Raw genomic sequence first — 26,672 nt, 5'->3', positions numbered from 1 at the left:
TTGTTCACCCCGGCCAGACGTCTGCCTCGGCGGCCGCCTTGGCCGGCGCCGCGACGGTGGGACGCGGTACGGCGAACCCGGCACCGCCGGACGGCGGTCGAGCTAACGCCTCTTCCGTTGCCCGCACGGGTTGTCCACCCCGGCCAGACGTCTGCCTCGGCGGACGCCTTGGCCGGCGCCACGACGGCAGAACGCGATACGGCGAAGTCGATGACCGGGCTGTGGCGTATTTCCGTCGGCGTCCAGCTGTCTACCGCTGTTGGCTGTGTCTTCGATCGGCGCCGAGGCGGCGGGACGTGGTACGGCGAATCCGGCGCCGCTGTACGGCGAGACATCACCCCGGGTTGCCGGATCAGGAACAGCTGATGCCAAGGGACCAACGACAACAAACCCCTCCGGCTGGGGTGGATGGGCCCACCCGTTGTCGATTCCCACCTCGTCGACCATGGCCCACCCGATCCACGGCGTATTCATCAACGCACGCTGACGCTACCCCGCGAACGCGGGCGCCCCGGCGAACCTGATTCGCACCCGCCACCGCCAATCCCGGTCACCGGTCCCGTGGACGTGACCTGGACGGCACCGCGACGACAAGACGCCGTACAACGAACCCGGCGCCGCATACGGCGAAACACCACCCTGTACGGCGAAACACCACTCGTACGGCGAAACACACGGATCGCGGTGGATGACGTGCCCTGAAGTGGCGGAATTTGTGACGTCTTGAGGAGAGTAAGCAAGTCCGACCACTCGGTATCGGGAACATCTCGGGTCTTCAGCTCGCGTACGGAATCACGCCATTCGGCGGGACGGTCGCCACCTCGCGGTGGAGCACCATGAGCCCGGCAGGACCCGGGGGCGCGGGGGTGTCCCCCGCATAAGAACAGCCCTTGCGCTCTTCCGCGCGGAGCGCGCCCGGCGCAAGGACCATTTCCGCTGGCGTCCACTCACCCGGGTTGTCCCCGTACAGCGAACCCGGCACCGCTGTATGGCGAGACCCCCGGTTCCCCCGGGTTTCCCCGGGGCGCCGGGGGTGGTTCAGGTCGATGGGTCGGTTGTGGTGCCCTCTTCGGTGCTGATGAGGGTGTCGATGGCGGCGAAGAAGCGGGCTATGCCGGGGCGGTTGGGGCCTTTTGTTCGGCTGGTGGTGTGGGCGGCTGGGTCTGTCCACTCGACGATGTCGAGCCATTCGTTGTTGGGGAGGCGGATGAGGCGGGCGCCTAGGAAGCCGGTGCGGTCTTCGGTGAAGTCTTTGAGCATGGCTGGGCGGGCGGCCAGGAGTTCGGGGACCTTGTCTTCGGTCACGGTGAATCTGGTGAGCTCGATCGTGGTCATGCCGGTCTCCTTGGTCACTGATGATGACAGTCAATATTAGTGACTATATCAGCGAGGTCAGAGAGCGGGGACGTCGGCGGGGAGGTGGATGGCGGTGGTGCCGGGGCCGGTGGGGAGGAAGGTGTAGGTCTGGGGGGTTTGGGTGGCGCGGATGCGGCGGAGTTCGGGGGCGGTGTAGCGGGGGACGCGGCGGTGCCATTCGAGGATGCCGGACATCCATTCCTTGAGGAGGTCGGCGTGGCGGGTGAGGGCGGCGCGGGACGTCTCGTCCAGGGAGAGGTCATCGAACAGGGCGGGGAGGGCGGTGGAGGCCAGGTGCTCGAACTGGCGCATGCGGGCGGTCATCAGGTCGGCGACGACGTCTCTGGCCTTCCAGCGGTCGACGTCCAGGAACTTCTGGACCACCAGGACCAGGTTGTGGAGCTCGCCCTCGAACTCGATCTCCTTCTGGTAGGAGAACAGGTCGTTGGTGAAGCAGGCGTAGTCCTGGGCGGCGGTGTCGAGTTCGCGCAGGGTGCGGTGCTGCCAGACCTCTTGGGGGATCTCGTCGGAGGAGGCGATGCGGGACAGGGCGATCGTGAGATCCGAGCCGAAGGTCCTGCGGCGCATCTCGACGTAGTCGATGGGGTCGGGGATGCGGTGCTTCGCCTGGTTCGCGAGCTCCCACAACCAGCTCGCGGTGCAGTCGAGGACCGCCGTGCGGAACCGCAGCCGGTGGGACGGGGACATCGGGTCGGCGGTGCGGCGCCACAGGTCGTCCAGGCCGCGCTCCAGGGGGCTGAGCGGCTCGGGGGTGGCACCCATGTCGAGGGGGACGAACAGGGCCAGCCGGTCGTCGCACGCCTTGGCGGCGGCGAGGTCGCGGGTGGCGCCGAACACCGCGGGGTAGTAGTCGTCGCCGTAGGTGCCCCAGACCAGCCACTCGGCGGAGAGGTCGAGCCCCTCGGGCTCGGCGTCCGCGTGGATCATCGCGGCGCAGTACGCGAGGTCCATGCCGTGGAAGCGCCGCTCGTCCCACAGCCCGCCGGCCTCGACCCCGGGCAGTGAGTCGAAGATGCCCATGTCCCGCGCCCACTCCAGCGAGTGGCGCCGGGCGTCTTCCAGGTGGGGGCTGGTGCGGATCGGGAACGGCATGTACAGGGTGGGCAGCGGCAGGTGGCCGACCTGCTCGAACGGGACGTAGGAGTGCGCGCGCGCCCGGCGGGGCAGCCCGGTGAGCAGCGCGGACCGCGCGAGCCGGGTGAGCGAGGTGCCGAGCCCGGCCGGGCCGTCCAGCACGCCGGGGGAGTCGGACAGCGCGCCTTGGTTCATGTACCGGCTGGAGCGCGCGTGCCACTCGTGGCCGCCGGACTGCCAGTCCTGGAGGCCCTTGGTGTACGCGGCCACCGCGGCCTGCTCGTGCGGCGGGACGGCGTGCTCGGCCAGCAGCGCGGGGATCTCGGTCAGCGCGGTGTCCTCGAACTGCTGGAGCCGGGAGGTGAGCAGGTCGTTGACCAGCTCGGCGGCCTGCTGGGTGGTGCAGTCGAAGAACCTCTCGAAGACCAGCACGGCGTTGGAGTTCTCGCCTTCCTCGCGCACCTCGCGCTGGTAGGAGAACAGGTCGTTGCGCAGGTGGACGGCGTCGGCGAAGGTGTCGCACAGCACCCGCAGCGGCCGGGTGGCCGCCAGCGCGCCGGGCACCTCGGCCCCGGCGGCGTACTCGACGAGGTTGGCCGACCAGGGGGCGCCGCCGACCCGGCGGCGCATCTGGACGTACTCGATGGGGTTGGCGATGCGGCCGCGCTCGATGTTCTCGAGCTCCCACATCGACTCGACCATGAGGTTGTGGGTGCTGAGGGTGAAGCGGCGCCGCCAGGCGGCGGACATGGACGGGACGGTGCGCTCCCACAGGTCCTTCAGCCCGGCCTCGGCGGGGTTCTCGGGCTCGGGCGGTTGTTCGCCCTCGGCGGTCATGAACAGCTCCAGCCGGTCGAGATGGGCCTTGGCGCCGGCGAGGTCGCGGGAGTACTTGTACAGCTCCAGGAAGTGGTCGTCGAAGAAGAACACCCAGACGTACCAGTCGGTGATCAGGTCGAGCGCCGGGCCGTCGCAGTCGGGGTGGGTGTAGGCGCACATCAGTGCGTAGTCCATGCGCGCCAGCGCGTCCTCGTCCCAGACGACGCCGCCGTCCGGCGTGGGGGTGTCGAGCATGCCCATGCGCCGGGCCCAGCCCATGCTGTGCGCCCGGGAGCGTTCCAGGTGCGGATTCAGCCGGGGCGGGTAGGCCAGATAGAAGTCGGGCAACGTGAAGGCCTGCATGGGGGGCGCCTCCCTTTCCTGAACCGGCCGTGCTGTGTCACTTACCGTGAGCAGAACATCGCTTACAGTACCGCACCGCGGGAGGTCGTAGGTCCCGGCCGGTGGAGACCTTCGAGCCTGCCCTTCCCCCTCTTCGGTCGCTGTGATGAAGGCGAGGAGGCAGTCGTGATCGTGACGGGAGTCGACGGGTCGGAGGCGGGGGTGGCCGCGGCGCGCTGGTCGGCCCGGTCGGCGGCGCAGCGGGGCTCGGCCCTGCGCGTCGTGCACGTCATGCCCGCGTGGGCGTGCGACCCGGACGAGAGCGGCCCGTACGCGGGGGTCGCCCGGTGGATGCGCGCGGGCGCGCAGGCGGTGCTCGACGAGGCCGTCACGGCGGTCCGGGAGGAGGCGCCGGGGGCCGTGGTGAGCTCGGGGCGGCTGCCCGGCGATCCCCGGGGCGCGCTGATCGCCGCGGCGGCGGACGCGGAGCTGCTCGTGGTGGGCAACCACGGCATCGGCGGCTTCCGCGGCGCCCTGCTCGGCTCGGTGGCCCTCGGGGTGGCCGGCCGGGCCGCCTGCCCGGTCGCCGTGGTCCGCGACCAGGCGGTCCCTCCGCGCCCGGAACTCGTGCTCGGCGTCGACGACGCGGACATCGGCGCGGCGCCGATCGAGTTCGCCTTCGCCGAGGCCGCCAGGACCGGCGCGGCCCTCATCGTGGTCCACGCCACGACCAACGACGTCCCGGCCGGCTCTCCGCACACGGCCGCCCGCGCCGTCGCGGCCGCCCGTGTCCGTCACCCGGCCGTCAAGGTGGCCGAGCTGGACGTCCCCGGCCACCCGGTGGACGTCCTGCTGGACGCCGCCTCCGGCGCCGAGTGCCTGGTCGTCGGCTCCCGGGGCGTCGGCGGCCTCACCGGCCTTCTCCTCGGCTCGGTGAGCCACGGCGTCCTCCACCACGCCGGATGCCCCGTCGTGGTGGTCCCCACCTCGTCCGGCGAGGCTCAGGAGGGCAGGTAGATCCAGTACACGGACTCCTCGCCGGGCAGGTAGGGGGAGTCCAGGCGTTTGCCCACCACCCCGGGCAGGCGCTGCTCGCGGGCGGCGCGGCGGACGGCCACGGCCTCGCCCGGCCAGGCGGGCGCGGTCTGCCACCGGGGGCCCGCGATCGCCATGTCCGCGAGGACGGCCCGGCGGGTGGTGTACGGCTCGGTGAGCAGGGAGCGCCCGTCGTCGTGCGGGACGTCGAAGGCGACGTAGACCGGGGTGCCCGCCAGCGGCACGATCTCGCCGTCCAGGATCACGGACCTGCTCCCGAAGGTCCCGGCCATCGGGCGCAGCCAGCGGTGTTCCTGGGTGATGTCCGCGCCGGTGGCCGAGCGGAGCGTGAGCCGGCCGCCCTGGACGTGGGCGAGCGCCCGCAGCCCGCCCCAGGCGAACTCCCAGGCGTAGGCCTCGGGCTCGCGCGGCGCGCGGGCCCGGGTCACCGGTGTCATCGGGGCGAGGGACGCGGGCGGGCGCTCCCAGCCGTCGTCCGGCGGGTCCATCCGGTGGATCATCCAGTTGCGGTCGCGGGTCCGGAACAGCACGTACCTGCCGGAGACCCGGGAGCCGCGCAGCACCACCTTGACCTCGCGGTCGCTCCACTTCTCGGTCTCGTAGGAGCCCCGGTCCCAGATCGTCATCGTGCCGCCGCCGTACTCGCCCGCCGGGATCTCGCCCTCGAAGGCGGCGTACTCCATCGGGTGGTCCTCGGTCCGGACGGCCAGGTGGTTGGTGCCCGGGTCGGGAGGCAGGCCCTTGGGGATGGCCCAGGAGACCAGGACGCCGTCCCGTTCCAGGCGCAGGTCCCAGTGCAGCGACCGCGCGTGGTGCTCCTGGATCACGAACGTGTCGTCGCCGCCCGCCGGCTGCGGGCCTTCGGCGGGGACGGGTTCGGCGGTGCGCAGGGGGTCGCGCTTGCTCCGATACCGTTTTAATCTGTCCGCCACACCGATCGTTCTACCCGCGCCGGGCGCGACATTCCCCTCCGAGCCGCCTGAAACGGTTCGTTTCGGCGGCCGGGATCGTCAAGTGTTCGGCTGGCAGGAAGCGGGCGGACGCGGGCAACTTGCTGACTTTCCTTTCCCTGGTTTCGGGCCCCCGCGGGCCGCAGAGTTGATTGCGCGGAGACAATTCCGCAGCCATCGGAAAGGGGTTGAGCAAATGGCACAAAAGGTCTGGGACGAACTCCAGGTCTGGGATGAGCTCGAAGTCTGGGACGAGGCGAAAGTCTGGGACGAGCTCGAGGTGTGGGACCGGCTGGAGGTCTGGGACGACCTGGAGGTCTGGGACCGCCACAAGGTCTGGGACCGCGACGAGCTGCGCCGCGTCTGGGACGAGTTCAAGGTCTGGGACGAGTGGAAGGTCTGGGACGAGCTCCAGGTCTGGGACGCGATGAAGGTCTGGGACTAACCCCGGATGAGACCACCGCGGAACGGGTCCGCGGTGCTCGCGGGGCCCGGTGGCGCACTCTGGCCACCGGCCCCGCCGGCCCCGGACCCGGTCCGCCCGAACCCCGGCGCGACCCGGAGGAACGCCGCACCATCCCGTGCCCGCGGGCACGGACGACCGAAGGAGAGACATGGCAGAGCCGTACGCGCCGATGCCGGACGACTGGCAGCGGGCGCTCGCGGTCGTGGCCCACCCGGACGACCTGGAATACGGGCCCGCGTGCGCGGTGGCGGCGTGGACCGCGGCGGGAAAGGAGGTCGTCTACGTCATCGCCAGCCGCGGCGAGGCGGGCATCGACTCATTGACCCCCGAGGAGGCGGGGAGGATCCGCGAGCGCGAGCAGATCGAGGCGGCGGCCGTGGTGGGCGTCGGCAAGGTCGATTTCCTCGGCCACCGCGACGGCGTCATCGAGTACGGCCTGTCACTGCGCCGCGACATCGCCGCCGCGATCCGGACATACCAGCCGGACATTCTGGTGACGCTCAATCATCACGCACGCTGGAGGAGCGGGGACTGGAATTCCCCGGATCACCGTAATGTCGGTACGGCCGCGTTGGACGCCGCGGCCGACGCGGGAAATCGCTGGATTTTCCCCGAGTTGATGGAAAGGGGACTCAAGCCGTGGCCGGGCGTCCGCTACGCCGCCGTGGGCGGCTCGCCGTACGCCCGGCACGCCGTGGACGTCACCGGCACCCTCGACCAGGGCGTCGCCGCCCTGGAGGCCCACCGCTCCTACCTCCCGGCCCTTCCCCCCGGCCACCCGATGGCCGACGCCAGAGGATTCCTTGCGGCCAAGGTGGAGCGGTTCGGCCGCAGATTCGGCGGCACTCCCGCCATCGCCTTCGAGGTGATCGGCGTCTGACCGGCGGGAACCCTTCGAAGGGGTGCCCGCCGGCCAGGGCGGACGAGAGGTCAGGCCGGTTGCGGGGCGGGACGGGTGCGTTCCGCCCACCGGATGACCGGGCCGCTGAGAACCAGCCCGGCCCCGAACAACGCCGCCAGGACGGCCCAGCCGCCGAGACCGAAGTACTCCGGCAGCAGCGTGACCAGCGTCGGGCCCGCGACGGCGGCCAGCGCGTCGCCGGTGGAGAACAGGCCGCCGTACTTGCCCTGGGCGTGGTCGGGGGCCAGCTCGTAGCGCAGGCCCCACCGGGCGCCCTCGCCCCAGATCTCGCCCAGCGAGAAGACGATCATCGCGACCACCATGATGACGGTGGCCGTCACCGCCGGGACCCCGGCGGCCAGCCCGGTGATCACGCAGGCGGCGGCGAGCCCGAGGAAGGTCCAGCGTTGCAGCCGGGCGGCCCCGGGGACGGTGTCCGCGCCTCGCGCGGCGCGGACCTGCAGGAACACCACCATCACCGTGTTGATGGCCATGAGCCAGGCGGCCAGCGCCCTGGGCGCCTCCGTCTGGGTGACCAGCCACACCGGCAGGCCGACCGCGGCGAGCACCGGCCCGAGCCGCGCGATCCCCGCCACCTGCGCCACCGCCAGGTACGGCCAGTCGCGCAGCGACATCCACCCGCCGTCGCCGTCACGCGCGCGGTCGCCGCGGGTGCCGGGCACCCGGGGCAGCCTCAGGTACAGCGCCGCCGCGACGAGCATCGCCAGCGCGTTGCCCCACATGAGCGACAGGTACGCGGGCCGGGTGTCGATCGCGATCACCACGCCGGCCGCCAGCACACCGATGGTGAAGCCCGCGTTGAACACCGACCTCAGGTACGCCGACAGCTTCACCCGTCCTTCGCGGCCCATCAGCCCGGAGATGAGCGCGCCGCGGGACACCTGCCCGCCGCTGTCGGCGATGCCGAGCAGGCCCACCACCAGCAGGTACGCGGGGAAGTTCGCGACCAGCGTGACCAGCCCGAGCGCCACCACCTTGGCCAGCGTCAGCAGGACGGTGACCTCGCGGGGGCCGAAGCGGTCGGCCAGGTGGCCGAGCGGCACGTTGATCGGCAGGCTGGCCAGCCCGATCAGGGACAGGCCGATGCCCACCTGGCTGGACGACAGCCCCACCTCGCGGATGAAGTAGACCGCCGAGCCCGACAGGTACAACCCGTTGCCGACGCTGGACACGGCCGAGCAGATGACGAGCATCCGGCCGGGTCCCGCCGGGGGCAGCAGCCGCGACAGGCGGTCGCGCAGCGATCGGGGCGCCGAGGGGGCGGCCTCGTTTTCCTCGGTGACAGTCAAGACGTCTCCCATCGATCGGTCGCCTGCACGGCCGCGTAGAGGGTGTCGGTCACGCAACCGCGTGATTGCTTGGCGGCGATGGTCCCGATGCCGTACCCGATGGCCCGCACCCCGAGGGCGGGGGCGATCTCGGCGGGGCGGTAGAACATCGTCGCGAAATAGATGAACGAGGCGTCGGGGTCGTCGTAGTCGGTGCCGTTCATCAGGACGGTCAGGCTGTCGCCGTCCCGGATGAACAGGCTGAAGGCCAGCATCCTGCCGTCCTTGCGCGCCTCGACCACGATCAGGTCGCCCGCGCCGAAGTGGTCGCGCAGGTACCGCAGCGAATGGGCCTCACGCCCGGGGTCGGGGTCGCCGCCGTACTTGGCGACCAGGTTGCAGCGCAGCCGGATCAATTCCGGCTCGTCATCGGTGACGGCCCGCTCGGTGACGGTGATGCCGCGCGCCTGGATCTCGCGCAGCTCCCGCCGCACCGCCGTGCGCTTGTTGCGGGACAGCGTGCGCAGGTATCCCTCGAAGTCGGTCCACCCGACCCGCATGTCGCAGCGCTCGACCATGGGGATCAGCGTGTACCCGGCCGCGGTCAGCGCCGCGCCGAACTCGGGGTGGTCCCCGCGCAGGTAGAGGTAGGCGACGCTGCGTATCCCGTTGTCCCGGGCCCACCGCGTCAGCCCGTCCGCGAACCGGCGCGCCGCCTCCGGGTCCCGCGCGTCCCGCCCGGCGGGCGCCGTCTCGTAGTTGGGGAACATGATCAGGCAGCACGGGAACACCTCGCCGGGGTCCACCCCGGCCCACGGGTGCGGCCCGCCCGCCGCCAGCGCGACGTCGTCCCTGGCCGACCCCCCGCTGAAGATCATGTGCGGGTCGAACCGCGGATGCCCGGTCGGCGCCTCCTGCACCCCGCCCACGAAGCCGACCGACAACCGCTCCCCATCGTACAGCCCGAACGTCCGCAGGCCCCCGGGCAGCCGGGGCGCCGCCAGCCCCACCCAGCGGGAGCTCAGCGTCGCGGGGCCGTCCCCGGCCTGCGCGTCCCAGTCCTCGGGCAGGCCGTCGCGCACCGCGAACCGCGCCCCGTCCACCGGAGCGTCAGCGACGTCCCGCCCGGCAACGACACCAGCCACTGACCCTCCCGCGTCCGGAGGAATGATTCACCTGGCTCAGACCACCGATCCCCACCACTGTTCCGCGTCCCCGCTCCCGCGGCATCTTCGAGAGTGCGCGACCGCCCCGGTCAGCGGGCCGGGACCGCCCGCGGCGTCACGGGCGGGGCCGTGCCGGGGAGACGGGCCAGGTCCCGGGGGGACGCGGCCGCCACCAGGTCGGCCCGCCCGGCGGCGATCAGGGTGTCGATCTCGTCGCGGGGGAGCTCATCGGCGGACAGGAGCAGGACCGGCAGGTCGTGGTCGTACCTGATGCGGTCGGCGAGCCGGGTGCGCTCCACCCTGCCGGGGCCCGGCTGGGCGGGCACGGCCAGGAAGTCGGCGCCGTGCGCGTTCTTCAGCGTCGTGTCCTCGGGGAGCAGCAGGCCGACCGCGCACGCCCCCGCCGACCTGTAGGCGGGGACCAGTGTGGCGGGGTCGGTCCGGTCGCTCGTCTCGATCAGCACACACGGCGGCACGGGCGACATGTCGCCCGGCGGTCCGTCCGTCACCAGGCACCAGGCACCGCCGGCCGCGGTGGGCAGCACCAGCGCGCGGGGAGCGGCGTGGGCATCGGGACCGGTCTGGGGGCCGGGGCGGGCGCCGGTGAAGGGCCCCGGGACCGGGGCAGGCGTCGCGATCCGGCCGGTGAGCTGGAGGCCGCCGAGGGTCAGGGGAAGGTCGGCGGGGTCGGCCGGGATGGCGCGGCCCGCGAGGGTGGCGACCGTGGCGGCGGTGAAGCCGGGGTCGCGCGACTTCAGGCGGGCGTAGGTGTTGGCGCCGCGGCGGCTGCGCAGGGCGAACACCGTCTGGTGGCCGCGCAGCCGGGGGCGCAGGCTCAGCGTCTCGAACCACTGCTGGCTGTCGCGCGCCTCGGCCTGGGCGGCGTCGACCACCGGGCGGCGGGCCGCGGCGTACGCGTCCAGTGCGTCCCCGAGGGACGGCTCGGCGGCGAGCGAGCCCGCCAGGGTGAAGGCGTCGTCGATGGCGAGCGCGGTGCCCGAGCCGATCGAGAAGTGCACGGTGTGCGCCGCGTCGCCGAGCAGCACCGTCCGCCCGTCGTGCCAGCGCTCGTTGACGATGGTGGGGAACGCCCGCCACCCCCAGGTCTGCGAGTGCAGCGGCGCCCCGCCGAGCTCGGCCGCGAAGATCCCGGCGAGCTCCTGCTCGACCTCGGGCAACGGCCGTTCCAGCAGGCCGAGCGCGTCCAGCGTCCGCGGGTGCGCCTCCACGATGAACGTGCTCTCCGCCGCGCCGTGCGGGTAGGAGTGCACGATCAGCAGCCCCGGCCCGGCCGAGCGCAGCACGAAGGTGGGCTCCAGCACGGCCGGCGTGCGCATCCAGAGGAAAACGGTGCGCCCGGGCGTGCCGTGGGTGCCGAACGTCCCGCCGTACCGCCCGCGCAGACGGCTGTTCGCGCCGTCGGCGACCACGACCAGGTCCGCCCCGGACGGCCGGCTGAGCACGTCGTGCCGCAGGAACCGCACGTTCGGCAGCGCGGCGGCCAGCTCCGCGGCGTGCCGCCGGAACACCCGCCGGGTCAGCCCGAACATGCCGTACGCGCCGGACCAGATGTGCTCGTCCCCGGCGACGGTCAGCGTGCGGTCCCAGGTGGCCATGGCCGTGCCGGGCAGCGCGAACGCCTCGGGGTGGGTGGCCTTGACCCGTTCGGCGAACTCCCAGGACATCACGATGCCAGCTCCGGGGGAGCGTTCCGCGCGGTCGTACAGGTCGACGGCCACGTCGGGCAGCAGGCGCGACAGCTCCAGGGTGAAGAACGCGCCCGCGGCCCCCGCGCCGACGACCGCGACCCGGCGCGGCGGCTGCGGCGTCATCGGGGAGAACCGTCCCAGTGGAACCGTTTCCCACGGGCGATGGCCGCGCCCCGCGACACCGCCATCATCTCGCCGCTGGCGATCTTCATGATCGTCATGAACTCGGTGAAGTGCGGCTCGGGCGCCGACAGCGACGCCCCGGCCTCCCTCATCAGCGCCAGCCACCGCAGCCGCTGGTCCCGGGTGATGAGCATGTGACTGTGCGCCTGGTGCAGCCGCGGATCCCAGGCCGCCGTCAGGTCGTTCTGGCCGTAGATCTGCGCGTAGTGCGCGGCCAGCCGTTCGGCGTGCCGCGCCCAGTCGTGCACCGGGAACAGCGGGACCAGCAGTTCGTCCCGCGAGACCAGCTCGTAGAACCGGGTGGCCAGCGCGCGGAAGAACGCCTCCCCGCCGATCCCGGTGTAGAAGTCCTCGACCTTCTTGTCGACCTCGGACGCGGTCATGTGCTCGGCCGGCTTGACGCCCTCGTCGGCGACCAGCAGGACCTTCCCGTCATGTGCGGGCACGGATGACGTCGGCATGGGATCTCCCGTTCACCAGGGGCGCGGCGCGGCCTCAGACGGGCTGGTAGTCCTTGTGGTCGATCCCGCGCGCCCACACGGCCTCGAAGGCCGCGAGGCACGCCTTGACGACCTTGGGGTCGTCGGTCAGCTCGTGCGGCCCGTATGCGCCGTCCCCGGTGAAGTGGGTGAACCGCACCAGCTTCTCGTCGAACACCCAGAAGTCGTTGCCGGGCAGCAGCAGGTCGGACGCGAAGCGGCGGGGCAGCCACCGCACGGACTCGCCGGCCGGGACGTTCACGATGGTGGTGGTCTCGTGCTCGTAGCGGATGAACTCGGTCACCGGCTCGGAGACGATCCGGGCGCGGCGCCAGTCCACGCCCCGGCCGATCGTCTCGCCCACCAGGTCCACCCACGCCTGGTGGCGCTCCAGCTCGATGGGAACCCCGGCCTTCCAGTCCACGAAGACCGCGCCCTTGGGGGTGTACTGGTCGCGCATCTCCAGGTGGAGCGCCGAGAAGCGCGTTCCCGCGATGAGATCCTTGAACTCGGGGACCGTCGTCGTCGTCATGGTCGACCTCCGTGACGAGCCCCGCCGTCCCACCGCCCGGAACCCGGCCGTTCGCGCAGGGCCAGGTGGGGAGCCAGAGCCGGGGCAGCCTGCTCGATGAGACCCCCATCGTCGCAGCGGGCGCACCGGCCCCGCTTCTTTCAGCGTGCGGTCCCGCTCAGCCGTGGTCGGCGCAGCAGGGGGTCGGGTCCGGCACCTCGGCGGGCATCAGCCGCCCGCCCGCCGCGGGCATGGCGAACAGCACCACTTCCCCGTCGCGCCACTGCGGACGCACGTGGTCGTTGGTGACCAGCGGGGTGCCCGGCGCCGGATCCTCGGTCTGGGCCAGCACGACGACGCGGTCGATCCCCGAACGGGCCACCACGTCGGCCACGCCGAGCGTGCCGGTCAGCTCGTCCCGGCCGGGGAACAGCACGAGGCGGCCCCCGGTGCCGGCCGTGTGCGCGGCGGCGGCCAGGGCCGCGCCCTCGGCGAGGGCGGCCGGGCCGGAGCGGTGGCCGCCGAGCGCGGTGCCCGCCCCTCCGGGCAGCGCCGCGGGGTCGGGGGCGTCCGGCACGGTCACCGAGCAGGCCACGTGCGGCGGTCCCTCGGCGGTGCGGACGAAATGCGTGCAGGCCACGGTGCCGGCGGGGAGGCCGAGCCCCTTCACCAGGTCATGGAGAAGGTGCTCGGCCTCGGTGAGAGTCCGTGAGCCTGTGTCGAGGCCCAGGATCATCCGCGGGGCACGATCCAGATGGGGTTGCTGTAGAACCACAGGTCCTTCCACGGGTCGGCGTCGCCGAAGACGTCGATCGCCGGGCCGTTCGGGTCCACGGCCGCGCCGAGCAGCCCGGGGGCGCTCCGGTTGCCGTCGGTGCCGCGCAGGCGCACGTACACCGGGCGGTCGGCCGCGCCAACCTTGTAGGTGAACGTCACGGTGCCGGTCTTCTTGCCCACCTCGAAGGAGGACACGACCTTGGTCTTCGGCGTGGTGAAGACGTCCTTGTCGGTGACCGGGCCGGTCACGTCGCCCTGGATGACGTCCACCCGGGCCAGGGCCGGCACGTACTGCGCCCAGTTGGGGAGCCCGGCCAGGGTGATCTCGATGGAGATCTCCACCTTGGAGCCCTTGCGGACGTGCAGCGTGTCGCCGAGGGTCACGCCGAGCTGGCCGGTGCCGGACTGGCGGGCCCGCACGACCAGGCCGCTGATCAGGCCGCCGTGGTCCACCCATACGCGGCCCTCACGGATGGCGTCCATGACCGCGGTGTAGGAGAAGGAACGCGCGCCGACGTGGGTGCGGCTGTAGTAGCCGGGCCAGAAGTCGCCCGCGGTGAGGTTGGGGGCGCCGCCGTAGGCCGGGTCGTCGTACCGGCCGTTGGCGTTGAAGTCGCCGCCGCCGCGCGCGGTGGTGTCGGCGTAGATCGAGTGGGCGTCGGAGTTGGCGGTGATCCACCAGCTCTTGCCCTCGGCCAGCAGACTGTCCCACAGGCCGCCGACGGTCGAGGTCATCCAGTCGAAGCCGCCGAACGTCTTGTAGCTCTCCGGCGGGTAGCCGGGGTGGGAGTCGGCGCCGGGGGTGCTGTCGTAGAAGCCGCGGCCGCCGCCGGGGCCGTTCGGCTTGGGGATGCCCGCGGCCTGGTGGCCCGGCGCGCCCTCCATGCCGACCGCGATGCCGGGCTGGGCGTCGCGCCAGCCGCGGATCTCGTGCGGGGAGTCCAGGCCCTTGCGCGAGGGGTGGTTGGCGAGGAACAGCGCGGCCTCGACCCGGCGGCGGCGTACCGACTCGGCCAGGAAGTTGAGGCCGGCGATGGCCAGCGCCTCGTTCTGCGGGGTGTTGGCGCCCGCGTTCTTCACCGAGCCGTCGTAGGAGTTCTCGAACTCCTTCAGCGTGGCGACCTCGTTGCGGCCCGGGGCCACGAACACGGTGCCGTGCTCGGCGGCCGGGATGTTCCACTCAAGGCCCTGGAACACCAGGGTGTCCTTGTGGTCGCGGCGGGCGGCGACGATGTCGGGGTTGACCTTCTCCACACCGATCTTGGCGTGCGCGGCGCTGCCGTGGTCGGTGATGACCATCCAGTCCAGGCCGTACGCGGCGCCGTGCCCGACCTGGTCGCTCACCTTGTAGATGCCGTCGGAGCTGCTCTGGGTGTGGATGTGGTGGTCACCGGCCAGCCACAGGTAGCCGCCGCGCGGCTCGCGGTCGCCGCCGGTGTGCTGCGGCGTGGCGGCCGAGGCCGCGGCGGGAGTGCCGAGCACGCCGGCGGCGGTGAGCCCGGCGCCGAGCAGTCCGGCGCGGCGGAACACCTGGCGCCTGGACACCTGACCGGGGGAGAGCTCGCCGTCGGGGACCGACATGTCGACGACGGCGGCCATGTCGCCCTGGTCGAGGGTGTGCCCGCCGTCGTGCGTGTGCGAGTGATCGTGAGAGTGACCGTGAGGGTGGCCGTGTCCCATTTCCTGCCTTTCGTCCCGCCGGACGGCTTCGTGCTCCGGCTACGCAGGGCACCCTGGCAAGAGCGGCTGAACCTGATGTGAACAGGTCAGAGCCGCATGGGGTCGAACGGCTGGCGATCTCTCCCCGCGGGCCGCCGGGGCGCCGGTCCGGTCGGAGGTCGTACCAGATGAATGTTTCATCGGATGTCGCGGGGCCGGGATCACAGTGCCGGACGCGTTTGCCGAGGCCACGGCACGACTGTTCGCGGCATGTCGGCGCGGGGGCACGCGTTCGATGGCGGGGGCTTGCAATCTGCTGTACATCCTCCCGAAACAACCGGACTATGGGAGCGCTCCCACGCCGCGTGTCCGAGCTGGGCGCTGCTTGGCCGTCCACAAGAAGGCGGCGACCCCCCCAACAGTTACGTGAGGGAGATTTACAGACGATGGGACCCCACAAGAGCTTCTGGCGTAGAGCCCTGGCGGGGACGGCGGTCTTGTTCGCCGCCGCCGTCGGGCTCGTCGTCAGCCCGACCTCCGCGAGTGCGGCGGTCGCCTGCGAGGTCACGTATACCAAGGCCTGGGAGGGCGGCACCGGGTTCGGCGGCAACCTCACCATCCGCAACACCGGCGACGCGCTCACCAACTGGACACTCACCTTCGCCTTCCCCGGTAACCAGCGGGTGACCAACGGGTGGAGCGCCGAGTGGTCGCAGTCCGGCGCGAACGTGACAGCTCGGAACATGTCGTACAACGGCACCCAGGCGTCCGGCGCGAGCTGGACCCTCGGGTTCAACGGGAGCTTCAGCGGCACCAACACGAACCCGACGGCGTTCGCGATCAACGGTGTCGCGTGCAACGGCGGCGGCAACCCGCAGACCCCGACCCTGGTCGTCACCCCGACCAGCGTCACGGTGCCCGAGGGTGGCTCCGCGACCTACGCGGTGAGCCTGTCCTCGGCGCCCAGCGGCAACGTGACCGTGGCCTCCGCGGCCGGCAGCGGTGACACCAACATCACCGTGTCGAGCGGCGCGAGCCTCTCCTTCACCACGTCGAACTGGCAGACCCCGCAGACGGTGACGCTCGCGGCGGCCCAGGACTCCGACACCACCAACGGCACGCGGACCATCAACGTGACGGCCTCCGGGCTGGCGTCGGTGGCGGTGACCGCGACCGAGGCCGACGACGACACCAGCCAGGGCACGCAGTCCCTGGTCGTCTCGTCGACCGCCGTGACCGTGCCCGAGGGCGGCACCGCCAGCTACACCGTGCGTCTGGCCATCGCCCCCACCGGCAACGTGACCGTGACCAACACGGCCGGCAGCGGCGACACCAACATCACGGTGTCGAGCGGCGCGAGCCTCACGTTCACCACGTCGAACTGGCAGACCCCGCAGACGGTGACGCTCGCGGCGGCCCAGGACACCGACACAACCAACGGCACCCGTCCCATCACCGTGGCCTCCTCCGGGCTGACCTCGGTGGCGGTGACCGCGACCGAGGCCGACGACGACACCAGCCAGGGCACGCAGTCCCTGACCGTCTCGTCGACCGCCGTGACCGTGCCCGAGGGCGGCACCGCCAGCTACACCGTGCGTCTGGCCATCGCCCCCACCGCCAGCGTGACCGTGACCAACACGGCCGGCAGCGGCGACACCAACATCACGGTGTCGAGCGGCGCGAGCCTCACGTTCACCACGTCGAACTGGCAGACCCCGCAGACGGTGACGCTCGCGGCGGCCCAGGACTCCGACTCCACCAACGGCACCCGTCCCATCACCGTGGCCTCCTCCGGGCTGACCTCGGTGACGGTGACCGCGACCGAGTCGGACGACGACGGTGTCACCAACCCCACGCGCGTCGACAACCCGTACGTGGGCGCCACCGGTTACGTGAACCCCGACTGGTCGGCCAAGGCCGCCGCTGAGCCGGGCGGCACCCGCGTCTCCAACACCTCCACCGGTGTGTGGATCGACCGCATCGCCGCCATCGCCGGCTCCAGCGACGCGATGGGTGTGCGTGCGCACCTGGACGAGGCGGTTCGTCAGGACGCGGCCAACGGCAGCAGCGCGCTGACGATCCAGTTCGTCATCTACAACCTGCCCAACCGCGACTGCTCGGCTCTCGCCTCCAACGGTGAGCTGAAGATCGCGGAGAACGGCCTCAACCGCTACAAGACCGAGTACATCGACCCGATCACCTCGATCATGGCGGACTCGGCCTACCGGAACCTGCGGATCATCGCGATCGTCGAGATCGACTCGCTGCCCAACCTGGTCACCAACACCAACATCGCGGCCTGCGCCGAGGCGCAGAGCTCCGGTGCCTACGTCCAGGGTGTGCAGTACGCGCTCAACAAGCTGTACGCGGTCCCGAACGTGTACAACTACGTCGACGCCGCGCACCACGGCTGGCTCGGCTGGGACACCAACTTCGGTCCCTCGGCGGAGCTGTTCGCCTCCACCGTCCGCGGTACCACCGCCGGCTTCAGCAGCGTGACCGGCTTCATCACCAACACCGCCAACTACTCGTCGCTTCAGGAGCCGTACTTCACCGTCGGCGGCTCGGTGAACGGCCAGCAGATCCGGCAGTCCCGCTGGGTCGACTGGAACCAGTACATCGACGAGCTGTCCTTCGCCCAGGCTTTCCGTACCCGCCTGGTGTCGCAGGGCTTCAGCAGCAACATCGGAATGCTGATCGACACCTCCCGCAACGGCTGGGGTGGTTCGGCCCGTCCGACAGGTCCGAGCACCTCGACCGACCTGAACACCTTCGTCAACGCGTCGAAGGTGGACCGTAGGGCCCACGCCGGCAACTGGTGCAACCAGAGCGGTGCGGGCATGGGCGAGCGGCCGAGGGCGAACCCCGCCACCGGCATCGACGCCTACGTCTGGATCAAGCCCCCGGGCGAGTCCGACGGTTCCAGCACGGAGATCCCAAACAACCAGGGCAAGGGCTTCGACCGGATGTGCGACCCCTCCTACGGAGGTAACGAGCGCAACGGTAACAACCCCACCGGTGCCCTGGGCGACGCCCCGATCTCCGGCGCGTGGTTCTCGGCTCAGTTCCGTCAGCTGATGCAGAACGCCTACCCGGCTCTGTCGTAACCGCACCCGAGCAGCGGGCCCTGTCGCGGCTGATCAATCAGACCGTGGCGGGGCCCGCCCCCACGTCGCCACCGCGTCTCCCGGGCAGGGGTCCCGCCGGAAACGGCACCGGGAGACGCCGGGCACGGCGACACCCGTCGCACCGCCGTCCCCTGCGGCGGTGCGACGGTTTTTCGCGTCCGGCCGGACGGCGGTCCGCACTCCGCCGTCCGGCCGGGGGTCCGGTGATCCCGGACGATCAGTGGTCGCGGTGGGCGATCAGATGGGCGAGGGTGCGGAGTTCGGCGGCGGGGCGGGAGACGGGGTCGGCCGACAAGAGGTGGGTGAGGGCCTCGTTGAACAGTTCGTCGACCCGTTCCCGGCTCCAGGCGCGGGCGCCCGCCGCCTCGATGAGCGCCGCGGCGCGGGTGAGGTCCGCGGCGTCCAGCTCATGCTCACCCCGGTACAGCGTGGCGAGCTCGTTCCCGGCCGGGGTGCCGGACGACAGGGCCGCCACCACCGGCAGTGACTTCTTGCGGTTGCGCAGATCGGAGTGCACCGGCTTGCCGGTGACGACCGGGTCGCCCCAGATGCCGAGCAGGTCGTCCACGAACTGGAAGGCCAGCCCGAGACGGTCGCCGAACCGGCGCAGGCGACCGGCCCGCTCGCTGCTGCCGCCGCCGAGCAGCGCGCCGAGCGCGCACGCGCACCCGAGCAGGGCGCCGGTCTTGCCCTCGGCCATGCGCACGCATTCGTTCAGCCCGACCTCCTGCCGCGTCTCGAAGACGGTGTCCGCGCTCTGCCCCTCCACGAGGTCCAGCACCGCGGCGCCGAGCACCCGTGCCGCCTCCCGCGCGGCGGCGTGACCGCTGCCCGCCAGCACGTCGAAGGCCAGTGTCAGCAGGGCGTCCCCGGCGAGGATGGCCCGGCTGGTCCCGAAGACGTGCCAGGCGGTGGCCCGGTGACGGCGCGTCACGTCGCCGTCCATCACGTCGTCGTGCAGCAGGGAGAAGTTGTGCACCAGCTCGACCGCGACCGCGCCGGGCACCGCCGCCCCGGCCGTGCCGCCCGCCGCCTCGGCGGCGAGTATCACCAGCGCGGGCCGGATCGCCTTGCCGCCGTCCCCGGTGGCGGGGCGCCCGTGCTCGTCCAGCCAGCCGAAGTGGTAGCCCGCGATGTCCCGCATGGACGGCGGGAGGGTCTCCACGGCGGCACGCAGGGCTGGACCGACGAGGTCGCGGCTCCACGCCAGCACCTCGGGTGCCGGCCGTGCGGTGGTCATCACCTCGGCCATGTGCGCCGCCCTTTCCGTTCCCGCCGTCGCTGCGGTGTCCTGGTGCCGTGCGGAGGCCGGCCCGGCGCCGGGGGGGCGCCGGGACCGTCTCCATGACTTCATCACATTTGCCCGTCCCGACCCATGGTTCTCGGCGGGGCCGGGCGGCGGACCGGGGTGTCCCGGCCCCGGTCGCGCCGTCCCCGGCCGCCCGGTCAGTGGCCGATCTCGACGTGTTCCAGCACGCCGAGCGCGTCCGGCACCAGCACCGCCGCCGAGTAGTAGGCGCTGACCAGGTAGGAGATGATCGCCTGGTCGTCGATGCCCATGAACCGCACCGACAGGCTCGGCTCGTACTCGTCCGGCAGGCCGGTCTGGTGGAGGCCGATGACGCCCTGGTCCTCCTCGCCGACGCGCAGCACCAGGATGGAACTGGTGCGGGTCTTGGTGATGGGGATCTTGTTGCACGGCAGGATGGGCACCCCGCGCCAGGCGGGGATGGCGTGGCCGTGGAGCTCGACGGTGTCGGGGTACAGGCCGCGCTTGCTGCACTCGCGGCCGAACGCCGCGATGGTCCGCGGGTGGGCGAGGAAGAAGTTGGACTTGCGGCGCCGGGAGAGCAGCTCGTCCAGGTCGTCGGGGGTGGGCGGGCCGGTGCGCGTCTGGACGCGCTGGCGCAGGTCGGCGTTGTGCAGCAGGCCGAACTCGCGGTTGTTCATCAGCTCGTGCTCCTGGCGCTCGCGCAGCGCCTCGATGGTCAGGCGCAGCTGCTGGTGCGTCTGGTTCATCGGCTGGTTGTACAGGTCGGCGACCCGGGAGTGGATGCGCAGCACCGTCTGGGCGACGCTGAGGTCGTACTCGCGCGGCGAGGTCTCGTAGTCGACGAACGTGCCGTCCAGGGTGGGCTCGCCGGCGTGCCCCGAGGTGATCGCGATGGCCGCCTCGCCGAGCTTGTTGTGCGGGGGGCGGTGGCCGGCCCGCTGCGCCGCCACGTGGATCCGCAACGACTCCGACCGGCCCATCAGCTCCTGGAAGGACTCGCGGGACAGGCTGAGCGTCGTGGTGGGGGTGACCGCCTTGACGGTGTGCTCCCACGTGCCCGGGTCGCTCGCCGCGATGGCCTGGGCGCCGTAGTACTCGCCGTCGGCCATGACGGCGAGGATGGTCTCGTCGCCGTACTCGCCGGCGCCGACCTTGCTGGCCTTGCCGTGCGCGATGAGGACGACGCGGTCGGCGGGCCGCCCCCGCTCGACGATGACGTCGCCGGTCTCGTACTGCTGCTGGGTGAAGCGGTCGGCCAGCTCCTCCAGGACGGAGTCGTCGTCGAACGAGCGCAGCAGCGCCAGCTCACGCAGCTCCGGCGGCACGACCCTGACGTCGCCGCCCTGCACGGTGAAGCTGAGCCGCCCGTCGCCGATGTCGTAGGTGAGGCGGCGGTTGACGCGGTAGGTGCCGCCGGCGACGTGGACCCAGGGCAGGACGCGCAGCAGCCACCTCGACGAGATGTTCTGCATTTGCGGCTGCGATTTGGTCGTGGTCGCCAGATTGCGGGCCGCGCTGGGTGCCAGGCTTCGCTGCTGCTGCCCGTTCTGCTGGCCGTTCTGCAGGTTCTCGTGCGCATCAAGGGTCTCTGTCACGACCCGCACCACCAATCTTTATCGCATTGCACGGGAAAACGCCGGGGATAACTCGGAAGTCATTTGGCCGGTTCCGGTCCGGTGCGCGTCGGCCGGCGTCGCGGCGCCGGTACCGCAGGGGCGCGGGCAGGCGTGACGACGGCGGAAATGCCGGTCGGAGCGTGAAAACGGTCGAACGTGGATCGTGAACACTGTTCGCCATCACTGGGGGGACGGGGGGATTATCGGTGGGGGATACGGGGGGTGTGACCTGCTGCCTAACGCTCGACCGGGCGCTGGACGCAGTAATTATGCGGTGCCGATCTTTCGGGTGTCAATTGCCGGTGTCGAGGCCGTGGGGGCGGGGTGAATAAAGATTTTCCCCCGCGACAGGAAAATGCCCGGCTATTCGACGGATGCCAGGTAAATGAATGATGCAGATATTGACCGGCTCTGTTGAGCTATGCGGTGGAAGTCCCCTGTCTGGCCGCGCGGGGCGGCCAGAAGAAGGCGGAGGACGCGGGCGTAGGCTCGGGGTGACCGCCGAGGTCGGAGCGGTCCGCCCTCCGGGTGCGGCATCCGCCGCCGGGGCGTGCCGCGGACGACCTGCCGTCCGAGGACACGAGGCACCGCCATGTCCGAGCATCTGTTCCACGACCGCCGGGACGCCGGCCGCGCCCTGGCCGGGCTGCTCGGCGCCTACCGGGGACGCCACGACGTGGTGGTGCTGGCGATGCCGCTCGGCGGGGCGCTCGTGGCGGCCGAGATCGCCGAGGCCCTGCACGCCCCGCTCGACGTGCTGGTGGTGCGCGGGCTCGGGGTCCCCGGGCAGGAGGACCTGCTGATGGGCGCGGTCGCGGCGCACGGCGTGATCGCGCTCAACGAGGACGTCGTCCGCGGCCTCGCCATCGATCCCGAGGTGGTGGAGCACGTCGCCGCCTGGGAGGGGCGAGAGGTTCAGCGCTGGGAGCGGCACTACCGCGAGGACCGTCCCGCGCGGCGGGTCGAGGGCGCGGTCGCGATCCTCGCCGACGACGGGCTGGCGGCCGGGGCGCGGCTGCGGGCGGCCGTCCGGGCCCTGCGCCTGATGCGCCCGGCCCGCCTGGTGGTCGCGCTGCCGGCCGCGTGCGAGCCGACCGTGCGGGAACTGGCCGAGGAGGCCGACGAGGTGGTGTGCGCGACCGCCCCCGCGGCGTTCCTGTCGCCGGCGCGCTGTTACCGCCGGACCGCGGAGACCACCGCCGGTGAGGCGCGTGAGCTGCTGCGACGCCGCGCCGACGGCCGCGGGGTGGGCCGCGTGCCCGCCGTGGCCGCGGGCGTCGTGGAGCCGCGCGAGGGCGCCGCGCGCACCGAGGCGCTGCTCGGCATGGTCGGCGACGCCGGCCTTGTGCTGATCGGCGCGGCCTCCAACGGCACGCGGGAGTTCCACGCCGCGCGGGTGGAGCTGACCCGCGCGCTGATCGAGGAGAAGGGATTCGGCGCGGTCGCCATCCTGGCCGACTGGCCGGACGCCCACCGCGTCGACGGCTACACCCGCGGCGCCGGCACCGACACCACCGGCGAGCAGGCCCTGCGCGGCTTCCGCCGCTTCCCCGCCTGGGCGTGGCGCAACACGGTCGTCCTCGACTTCGTCGAATGGCTGCGCCGCCACAACCTCCGCCTCCCCGCGGGCGCCCCCGCCGTCGGGTTCTACGGCCTCGACCTGTACTGCATGCACCGCGCCGTGGCCGAGGTCGTCACCCGCCTGGACGCCGTCGACCCGTCTGCCGCCGCCCGCGCCCGCGCCGCCCTCGCTCACGGCCACCTGGGCCGCGAGGACCTCGGAGCCGGCGTCCACCGCGGCGGGGGCGGGTTCTCGGCGTTCCCCGGCGGGGAGCCCGTCCTCCCGGGTGAGGGCGGGGAACCCCTCTTCGCCGCCGCCTGCGGGGCGGGGGAGCGGAGGGAACGCGAGATCGTCGCGCGGCTGGCGCAGGTGCGGCGGGCGGCGCTGCGCCGCGCACGGGAGCGGGGGATGCCCGCCGAGGACGAGCTGTTCTACGGCGAGCGGGTCCGGCTGGCGATGGACACGGCCGAGGAACACGACCGGGCGCTGTTCCGTGGGCGCATCTGCTCGTGGAACCTGCGTGACCGGCACATGGCGGACACGCTGGGCGCGCTGCTCGACCACCTCGGCGGCCACCGGGACGACCCGGCCCGGATCGTCGTGTGGGGCACCATCCCTCACCTCGGCGACGCCCGCGCCACCGAGGCGGCCTGCCGCGGCGAGCTGAGCGTCGGCGGCCTGGTGCGCGAGCGGTACCCCGGCGACTGCCGCCTGCTCGGCCTCACCGGCTACACCGGCACCGTGACCGCCGCCCCCCGCTGGGGCGCCCCGCCCGCGTCCGTCCCGTCCGGCCCCGCCGTCCCCGGCAGCGTGGAAGCTTTGTTCCACGAAGTGGGGGCAAAGGACTTCCTGGTCACGTTCCCCGGCGGCGGCGCCTTCGATTCGGCCCGCCCGGAACACGTGCTCGCCGACGTCATCCCGTCCACCGGCGACGGCGAGTACGTCCGGGCCCGGGTGGGCGACCAGTTCGACGCGGTCGTCCACATCGACGAGACCCACGCGGTCGATCCCCTGGACGCCGCGCCGGCGTTCCCGCCGGGCGGCTGAGAGCGCGGGACCCGGACCGCTCCGGAAGGGAGGAGGAAGCGATGGTGGTCCGCCAGAGCACATCGTTCGTCGCCACGGGCGTCGCCCTGGAGGCGGACGTCGTCGTCCCGGACCCCGCCCACGGCGTGGTCGTCTTCGCCCACGGCAGCGGCAGCGGCCGCCACAGCCCGCGCAACCGGCACGTCGCCGCCGAACTCCAGCGGGCCGGCCTGGCGACCGTCCTCATGGACCTGCTCACCCCCGAGGAGGAGACGGCCGACACCCTGGTCGCGCCCCGGTTCGACATCGGCCTCCTCGCCTCCCGCCTGGTCTCCGTCACCGACCGCATGGCGACCTGCGAGTCCCTGACCGGCCTCGGCATCGGCCTGTTCGGCGGCAGCACCGGCGCGGGCGCCGCCCTGGTGGCCGCGGCCGAGCGCCCCGGCGCCGTCCGCGCGGTCGTCTCCAGGGGAGGCCGCCCCGACCTGGCGGGCGAGCACCTGACCCGCGTCCGCCAGCCCACCCTCCTGATCGTCGGCGAACGCGACCCCGTGGTGATCGACCTCAACCGCGCGGCCCTCGCCTGCCTCCCGCCGGACTCCCGCATTGCCCTGGTCCCCGGCGCCGCCCACCTCTTCGAGGAGCCCGGCGCCCTCGACCGCGTCGCCGCCCTGACCCGCACCTGGTTCACCCGCCACCTCTCGCGAGACGACGCCTGACCCTCCGCCGCGCGTGCCGTCCGGTGTGAACCGTGGGGTTGGTGGGGGGCATGAAGGCTTTACTGCGGGTTGTCCTGGTTGGGGTGTCGACGGCTTGTGTACGGGTCGTAACCTGGCGGTCACGGTACATGACGGAGTGTGACCATGCCTGTGACATCCACCGCGGGGACGGCGGTCGACGGAGCGTTCAGCCGGCGTGACGCCGTGGGGGCGCGGCTCGGGGACGACGCCGAGCGGATCGCGTGGGCCTGTCGCGAGATGGCCGGGCGGTTCCGGCGGGGCGGCAAGCTGATCGTGTTCGGCGCGGGCGGCGCGGGGACGGACGCCTCCCATGTGGCCGTCGAGTTCATGCACCCGGTGGTGGTGGGGAAGCGGGCGCTGCCGTCCATCGCGCTGAGCAACGACGCCGCGACCGTCTCCGGGGTGACCGGGCGGGACGGCGCGGCCGAGGCGTTCGCCCATCAGATCCGGTGCTTCGCCGAGCCCGTGGACATGGCGCTCGGCATCTCGCCGGACGGGCGGTGCCCGAGCGTGCTGCGCGGCCTGGAGGCGGCGCACGGGCTCGGCCTGTTCACCCTGGCCCTCACCGGCGGGGACGGCGGGGCGATCGCACGCAGCCCGGCGGTCGACCAGGTGCTCGTCGCGGACTCACCGGACCCTCTCGTCGTCAAGGAGATCCACGTCACCGCCTACCACGTGCTGTGGGAGCTGGTGCACGTCTTCCACGCCCGCATCGGGGCGGGCGAGACAGCGCCCGTCGCGTGCCCGGGAGAGACGGCGCATGGTGACGGCTGAGCGACGGGGCGGCGGGGAGGGCGTGCGCGGTCTGTACCCCTTCCTGTACCCCGGGCCCGGCGGGACGGACGCGGACGCCGTGGCGCAGGCGGCGGCGTCCACCAGGGAGAAGGTGGCGGAGATCGCGGACCTGCGGCGCCGGGTCGCGGCGCTGCACGCCACCCGGATCGTCGAGTGCGCCAGGGACATGGCGGGACGGTTCACCGCGGGCGGCAGGCTGTTCACGTTCGGCAACGGCGGCAGCAGCACCGACGCCCAGCAGGTGGCCACCACGTTCCTCAACCCGCGGGAGGGCCGCCCGCTGCCCGCCCTGTGCCTGACCTGCGACGTCGCGGTGGTCACCGCGCTGTCCAACGACGCCGGCTTCGAGGTGGTCTTCGCCCGCCAGATCGCCGCGCTGGCCCGCCCGGGGGACATCGCGCTCGGGTTGTCCACCAGCGGCGGCTCGGCCAACATGCTCGGCGCGTTCCGCGAGGCCAGGGCGCGCGGCCTGCTGACGGTCGCCCTCGCCGGCTACGAGGGCGGGCAGCTCGCCGAGTCCTCCATGGACGGCGTGCTCGACCACCTGTTCATCGTCCCCTCCTCCTCGGTGCACCGCATCCAGGAGGCGCAGACCACCGTCTACCACATCCTGTGGGAGGCCACCCAGCACGCGTTGCGCGACTCGACGCCCATCGGCACCTGAGCGGAATGGGGAGGCGGCATGGCCGTACAAACCGGGGCGGCGGACACCGCCGGGCCGGACACGGGGGAACCCGTCGTCCACATACTCTGGCTCAACGCCGGCATGAGCTGCGACGGCGACTCCGTCGCGCTCACCGCCGCGACGCAACCCGCCATCGAGGACATCCTGCTCGGCGCCCTGCCGGGACTGCCCAAGGTGGAGGTGCACTGGCCGCTCCTGGACTACAACAGCGGCCCGGCGGGCGGCGCGGACGCCATGATCGAGTGGTACTTCCTGGCGGCGCACGGCGGCCTCGACCCGTTCGTGCTGGTCGTCGAGGGCTCGATCCCCAATGAGTCGATCAAGCAGGAGGGCTACTGGTCGGGGTTCGGCAACAACCCCGAGACCGGCCAGCCCATGACGCTGCCCGAGTGGCTGGACCGGCTGGCGCCCCAGGCCACCGCCGTGATCGCGGCGGGCACCTGCGCGACGTACGGCGGCATCCACGCCATGGCGGGCAACCCGACCGGATCGATGGGCCTGGCGGACTACCTCGGCTGGGACTGGCGGTCCAAGGCGGGCCTGCCCATCGTCAACGTGCCCGGATGCCCGATCCAGCCGGACAACATGTCCGAGACGCTGCTGTACCTGCTCTACCAGCTCAACGGCCAGGCGCCGATGATCCCGCTGGACGAGGCGCTCCGCCCCACCTGGCTGTTCGGCCAGACCGTGCACGAGGGCTGCGACCGGGGCGGCTACTACGAGCAGGGGCAGTTCGCCTACGAGTACGGCTCGCCCAAGTGCCTGGTCAAGATCGGGTGCTGGGGCCCGGTGGTGAAGTGCAACGTGGCGAAGCGCGGCTGGATGGCCGGGATCGGCGGCTGCCCCAACGTCGGCGGCATCTGCATCGCCTGCACCATGCCCGGCTTCCCCGACAAGTTCATGCCGTTCATGGACGAGCCGCCGGGCGCGCTCATCTCCACCGCCGCCAGCACGGTCTACGGCGGGGTGATCCGCAGACTGCGCGGCATCACGCTGCACACGGTCGACAAGGAGCCGAAGTGGCGGTCCAAGGGCCGCGCACTGCTCACCGGTTACAAGGCTCCCTGGAGCTGACATGAAGACGGAGCAG

21 protein-coding genes are annotated in these 26,672 nt (G+C 72.3%); 9 read left to right on the top strand and 12 right to left on the bottom strand.

Going from position 1 to position 26,672, the window contains the following annotated elements; genetic code table 11:
- Positions 1–1,038: 1,038 nt before the first annotated feature.
- Positions 1,039–1,335 carry an antibiotic biosynthesis monooxygenase gene (locus ACFP1K_RS24415; RefSeq protein ID WP_380757248.1) on the bottom strand — a complete coding sequence of 99 codons (297 nt, stop codon included), beginning with the start codon at positions 1,333–1,335 and terminating at the stop codon, positions 1,039–1,041.
- 57 nt (positions 1,336–1,392) lie between these two features.
- Entirely contained in the window at positions 1,393–3,633 is a 2,241-nt protein-coding gene (locus ACFP1K_RS24410) for a terpene synthase family protein (protein ID WP_380757246.1), read from the bottom strand.
- 165 nt (positions 3,634–3,798) lie between these two features.
- Between ACFP1K_RS24410 and ACFP1K_RS24405 the strand changes: the two genes are divergently transcribed.
- Positions 3,799–4,629 (top strand): universal stress protein, encoded by an 831-nt coding sequence (locus ACFP1K_RS24405; RefSeq protein WP_380757244.1) that lies wholly within the window; start codon positions 3,799–3,801, stop codon positions 4,627–4,629.
- Here the strand turns inward: ACFP1K_RS24405 and ACFP1K_RS24400 are convergent.
- Complete coding sequence (locus tag ACFP1K_RS24400; RefSeq protein WP_380757242.1) at positions 4,614–5,600, bottom strand: DNA polymerase ligase N-terminal domain-containing protein; 987 nt, start codon at positions 5,598–5,600, stop codon at positions 4,614–4,616. The genes ACFP1K_RS24405 and ACFP1K_RS24400 overlap by 16 nt on opposite strands.
- A 214-nt stretch (positions 5,601–5,814) precedes the next feature.
- Between ACFP1K_RS24400 and ACFP1K_RS24395 the strand changes: the two genes are divergently transcribed.
- On the top strand, positions 5,815–6,063 hold the full coding sequence (locus ACFP1K_RS24395) for a hypothetical protein (RefSeq protein ID WP_380757240.1): 249 nt from the start codon (positions 5,815–5,817) through the stop codon (positions 6,061–6,063).
- A 169-nt stretch (positions 6,064–6,232) separates the two neighbouring features.
- Entirely contained in the window at positions 6,233–6,964 is a 732-nt protein-coding gene (locus ACFP1K_RS24390; protein ID WP_380757238.1) for a PIG-L deacetylase family protein, read from the top strand.
- A gap of 50 nt (positions 6,965–7,014) precedes the next feature.
- On the opposite strand, the gene ACFP1K_RS24385 is transcribed toward ACFP1K_RS24390, so the two are convergent.
- The 7 genes from ACFP1K_RS24385 to ACFP1K_RS24355 form a co-directional block, all read right to left on the bottom strand.
- Complete coding sequence (locus tag ACFP1K_RS24385) at positions 7,015–8,295, bottom strand: MFS transporter (RefSeq protein WP_380757236.1); 1,281 nt, start codon at positions 8,293–8,295, stop codon at positions 7,015–7,017.
- A complete protein-coding gene (locus ACFP1K_RS24380; protein WP_380757234.1) occupies positions 8,292–9,419 on the bottom strand; it encodes a GNAT family N-acetyltransferase in 1,128 nt (375 codons plus the stop codon). The genes ACFP1K_RS24385 and ACFP1K_RS24380 overlap by 4 nt, the downstream gene beginning before the upstream one ends.
- Before the next feature lie 110 nt (positions 9,420–9,529).
- Positions 9,530–11,272, bottom strand: a complete 1,743-nt coding sequence (locus ACFP1K_RS24375) for an FAD-dependent monooxygenase (protein ID WP_380757232.1) — start codon at positions 11,270–11,272, stop codon at positions 9,530–9,532.
- The gene (locus ACFP1K_RS24370; RefSeq protein WP_380757230.1) at positions 11,269–11,793 is read right to left on the bottom strand and encodes a truncated hemoglobin; all 525 of its coding nucleotides are present in this window, start codon (positions 11,791–11,793) and stop codon (positions 11,269–11,271) included. Before ACFP1K_RS24370 ends, ACFP1K_RS24375 begins: the two co-directional genes overlap by 4 nt.
- Positions 11,794–11,827: 34 nt before the next feature.
- Positions 11,828–12,343 (bottom strand): DUF6879 family protein, encoded by a 516-nt coding sequence (locus tag ACFP1K_RS24365; RefSeq protein ID WP_380757228.1) that lies wholly within the window; start codon positions 12,341–12,343, stop codon positions 11,828–11,830.
- A gap of 157 nt (positions 12,344–12,500) precedes the next feature.
- Positions 12,501–13,058 (bottom strand): hypothetical protein, encoded by a 558-nt coding sequence (locus ACFP1K_RS24360; protein ID WP_380757226.1) that lies wholly within the window; start codon positions 13,056–13,058, stop codon positions 12,501–12,503.
- Complete coding sequence (locus tag ACFP1K_RS24355; protein WP_380757224.1) at positions 13,055–14,698, bottom strand: histidinol-phosphatase; 1,644 nt, start codon at positions 14,696–14,698, stop codon at positions 13,055–13,057. Before ACFP1K_RS24355 ends, ACFP1K_RS24360 begins: the two co-directional genes overlap by 4 nt.
- Before the next feature lie 506 nt (positions 14,699–15,204).
- Between ACFP1K_RS24355 and ACFP1K_RS24350 the strand changes: the two genes are divergently transcribed.
- Positions 15,205–17,865, top strand: a complete 2,661-nt coding sequence (locus ACFP1K_RS24350; protein WP_380757222.1) for a glycoside hydrolase family 6 protein — start codon at positions 15,205–15,207, stop codon at positions 17,863–17,865.
- Between the two features lie 238 nt (positions 17,866–18,103).
- On the opposite strand, the gene ACFP1K_RS24345 is transcribed toward ACFP1K_RS24350, so the two are convergent.
- Positions 18,104–19,126 (bottom strand): family 2 encapsulin nanocompartment cargo protein polyprenyl transferase, encoded by a 1,023-nt coding sequence (locus tag ACFP1K_RS24345; protein ID WP_380757219.1) that lies wholly within the window; start codon positions 19,124–19,126, stop codon positions 18,104–18,106.
- A 206-nt stretch (positions 19,127–19,332) separates the two neighbouring features.
- Positions 19,333–20,754, bottom strand: a complete 1,422-nt coding sequence (locus ACFP1K_RS24340) for a family 2B encapsulin nanocompartment shell protein (RefSeq protein WP_380757217.1) — start codon at positions 20,752–20,754, stop codon at positions 19,333–19,335.
- Between the two features lie 613 nt (positions 20,755–21,367).
- Between ACFP1K_RS24340 and ACFP1K_RS24335 the strand changes: the two genes are divergently transcribed.
- The 5 genes from ACFP1K_RS24335 to ACFP1K_RS24315 all read left to right on the top strand — a co-directional run bounded on the left by ACFP1K_RS24335 (position 21,368) and on the right by ACFP1K_RS24315 (position 26,656).
- Positions 21,368–23,383: an erythromycin esterase family protein gene (locus ACFP1K_RS24335; RefSeq protein ID WP_380757215.1), complete on the top strand. Its 2,016-nt coding sequence runs from the start codon at positions 21,368–21,370 to the stop codon at positions 23,381–23,383.
- A gap of 41 nt (positions 23,384–23,424) precedes the next feature.
- A complete protein-coding gene (locus ACFP1K_RS24330; RefSeq protein WP_380757213.1) occupies positions 23,425–24,081 on the top strand; it encodes a dienelactone hydrolase family protein in 657 nt (218 codons plus the stop codon).
- 144 nt (positions 24,082–24,225) lie between these two features.
- Complete coding sequence (locus ACFP1K_RS24325) at positions 24,226–24,876, top strand: D-sedoheptulose-7-phosphate isomerase (protein WP_380757211.1); 651 nt, start codon at positions 24,226–24,228, stop codon at positions 24,874–24,876.
- Entirely contained in the window at positions 24,863–25,561 is a 699-nt protein-coding gene (locus tag ACFP1K_RS24320) for a D-sedoheptulose-7-phosphate isomerase (RefSeq protein WP_380757209.1), read from the top strand. Before ACFP1K_RS24325 ends, ACFP1K_RS24320 begins: the two co-directional genes overlap by 14 nt.
- Positions 25,562–25,579: 18 nt before the next feature.
- Positions 25,580–26,656: an NADH-quinone oxidoreductase subunit B family protein gene (locus ACFP1K_RS24315; RefSeq protein WP_380757207.1), complete on the top strand. Its 1,077-nt coding sequence runs from the start codon at positions 25,580–25,582 to the stop codon at positions 26,654–26,656.
- Positions 26,657–26,672 lie beyond the last annotated feature (16 nt).

This window comes from Sphaerisporangium aureirubrum, from assembly GCF_042658925.1.
GTDB classification, from domain to species: domain Bacteria; phylum Actinomycetota; class Actinomycetes; order Streptosporangiales; family Streptosporangiaceae; genus Sphaerisporangium; species Sphaerisporangium aureirubrum.
Note: the sequence above shows the minus strand (reverse complement) of the source record. Positions and strands in the feature narration are given on the sequence as shown.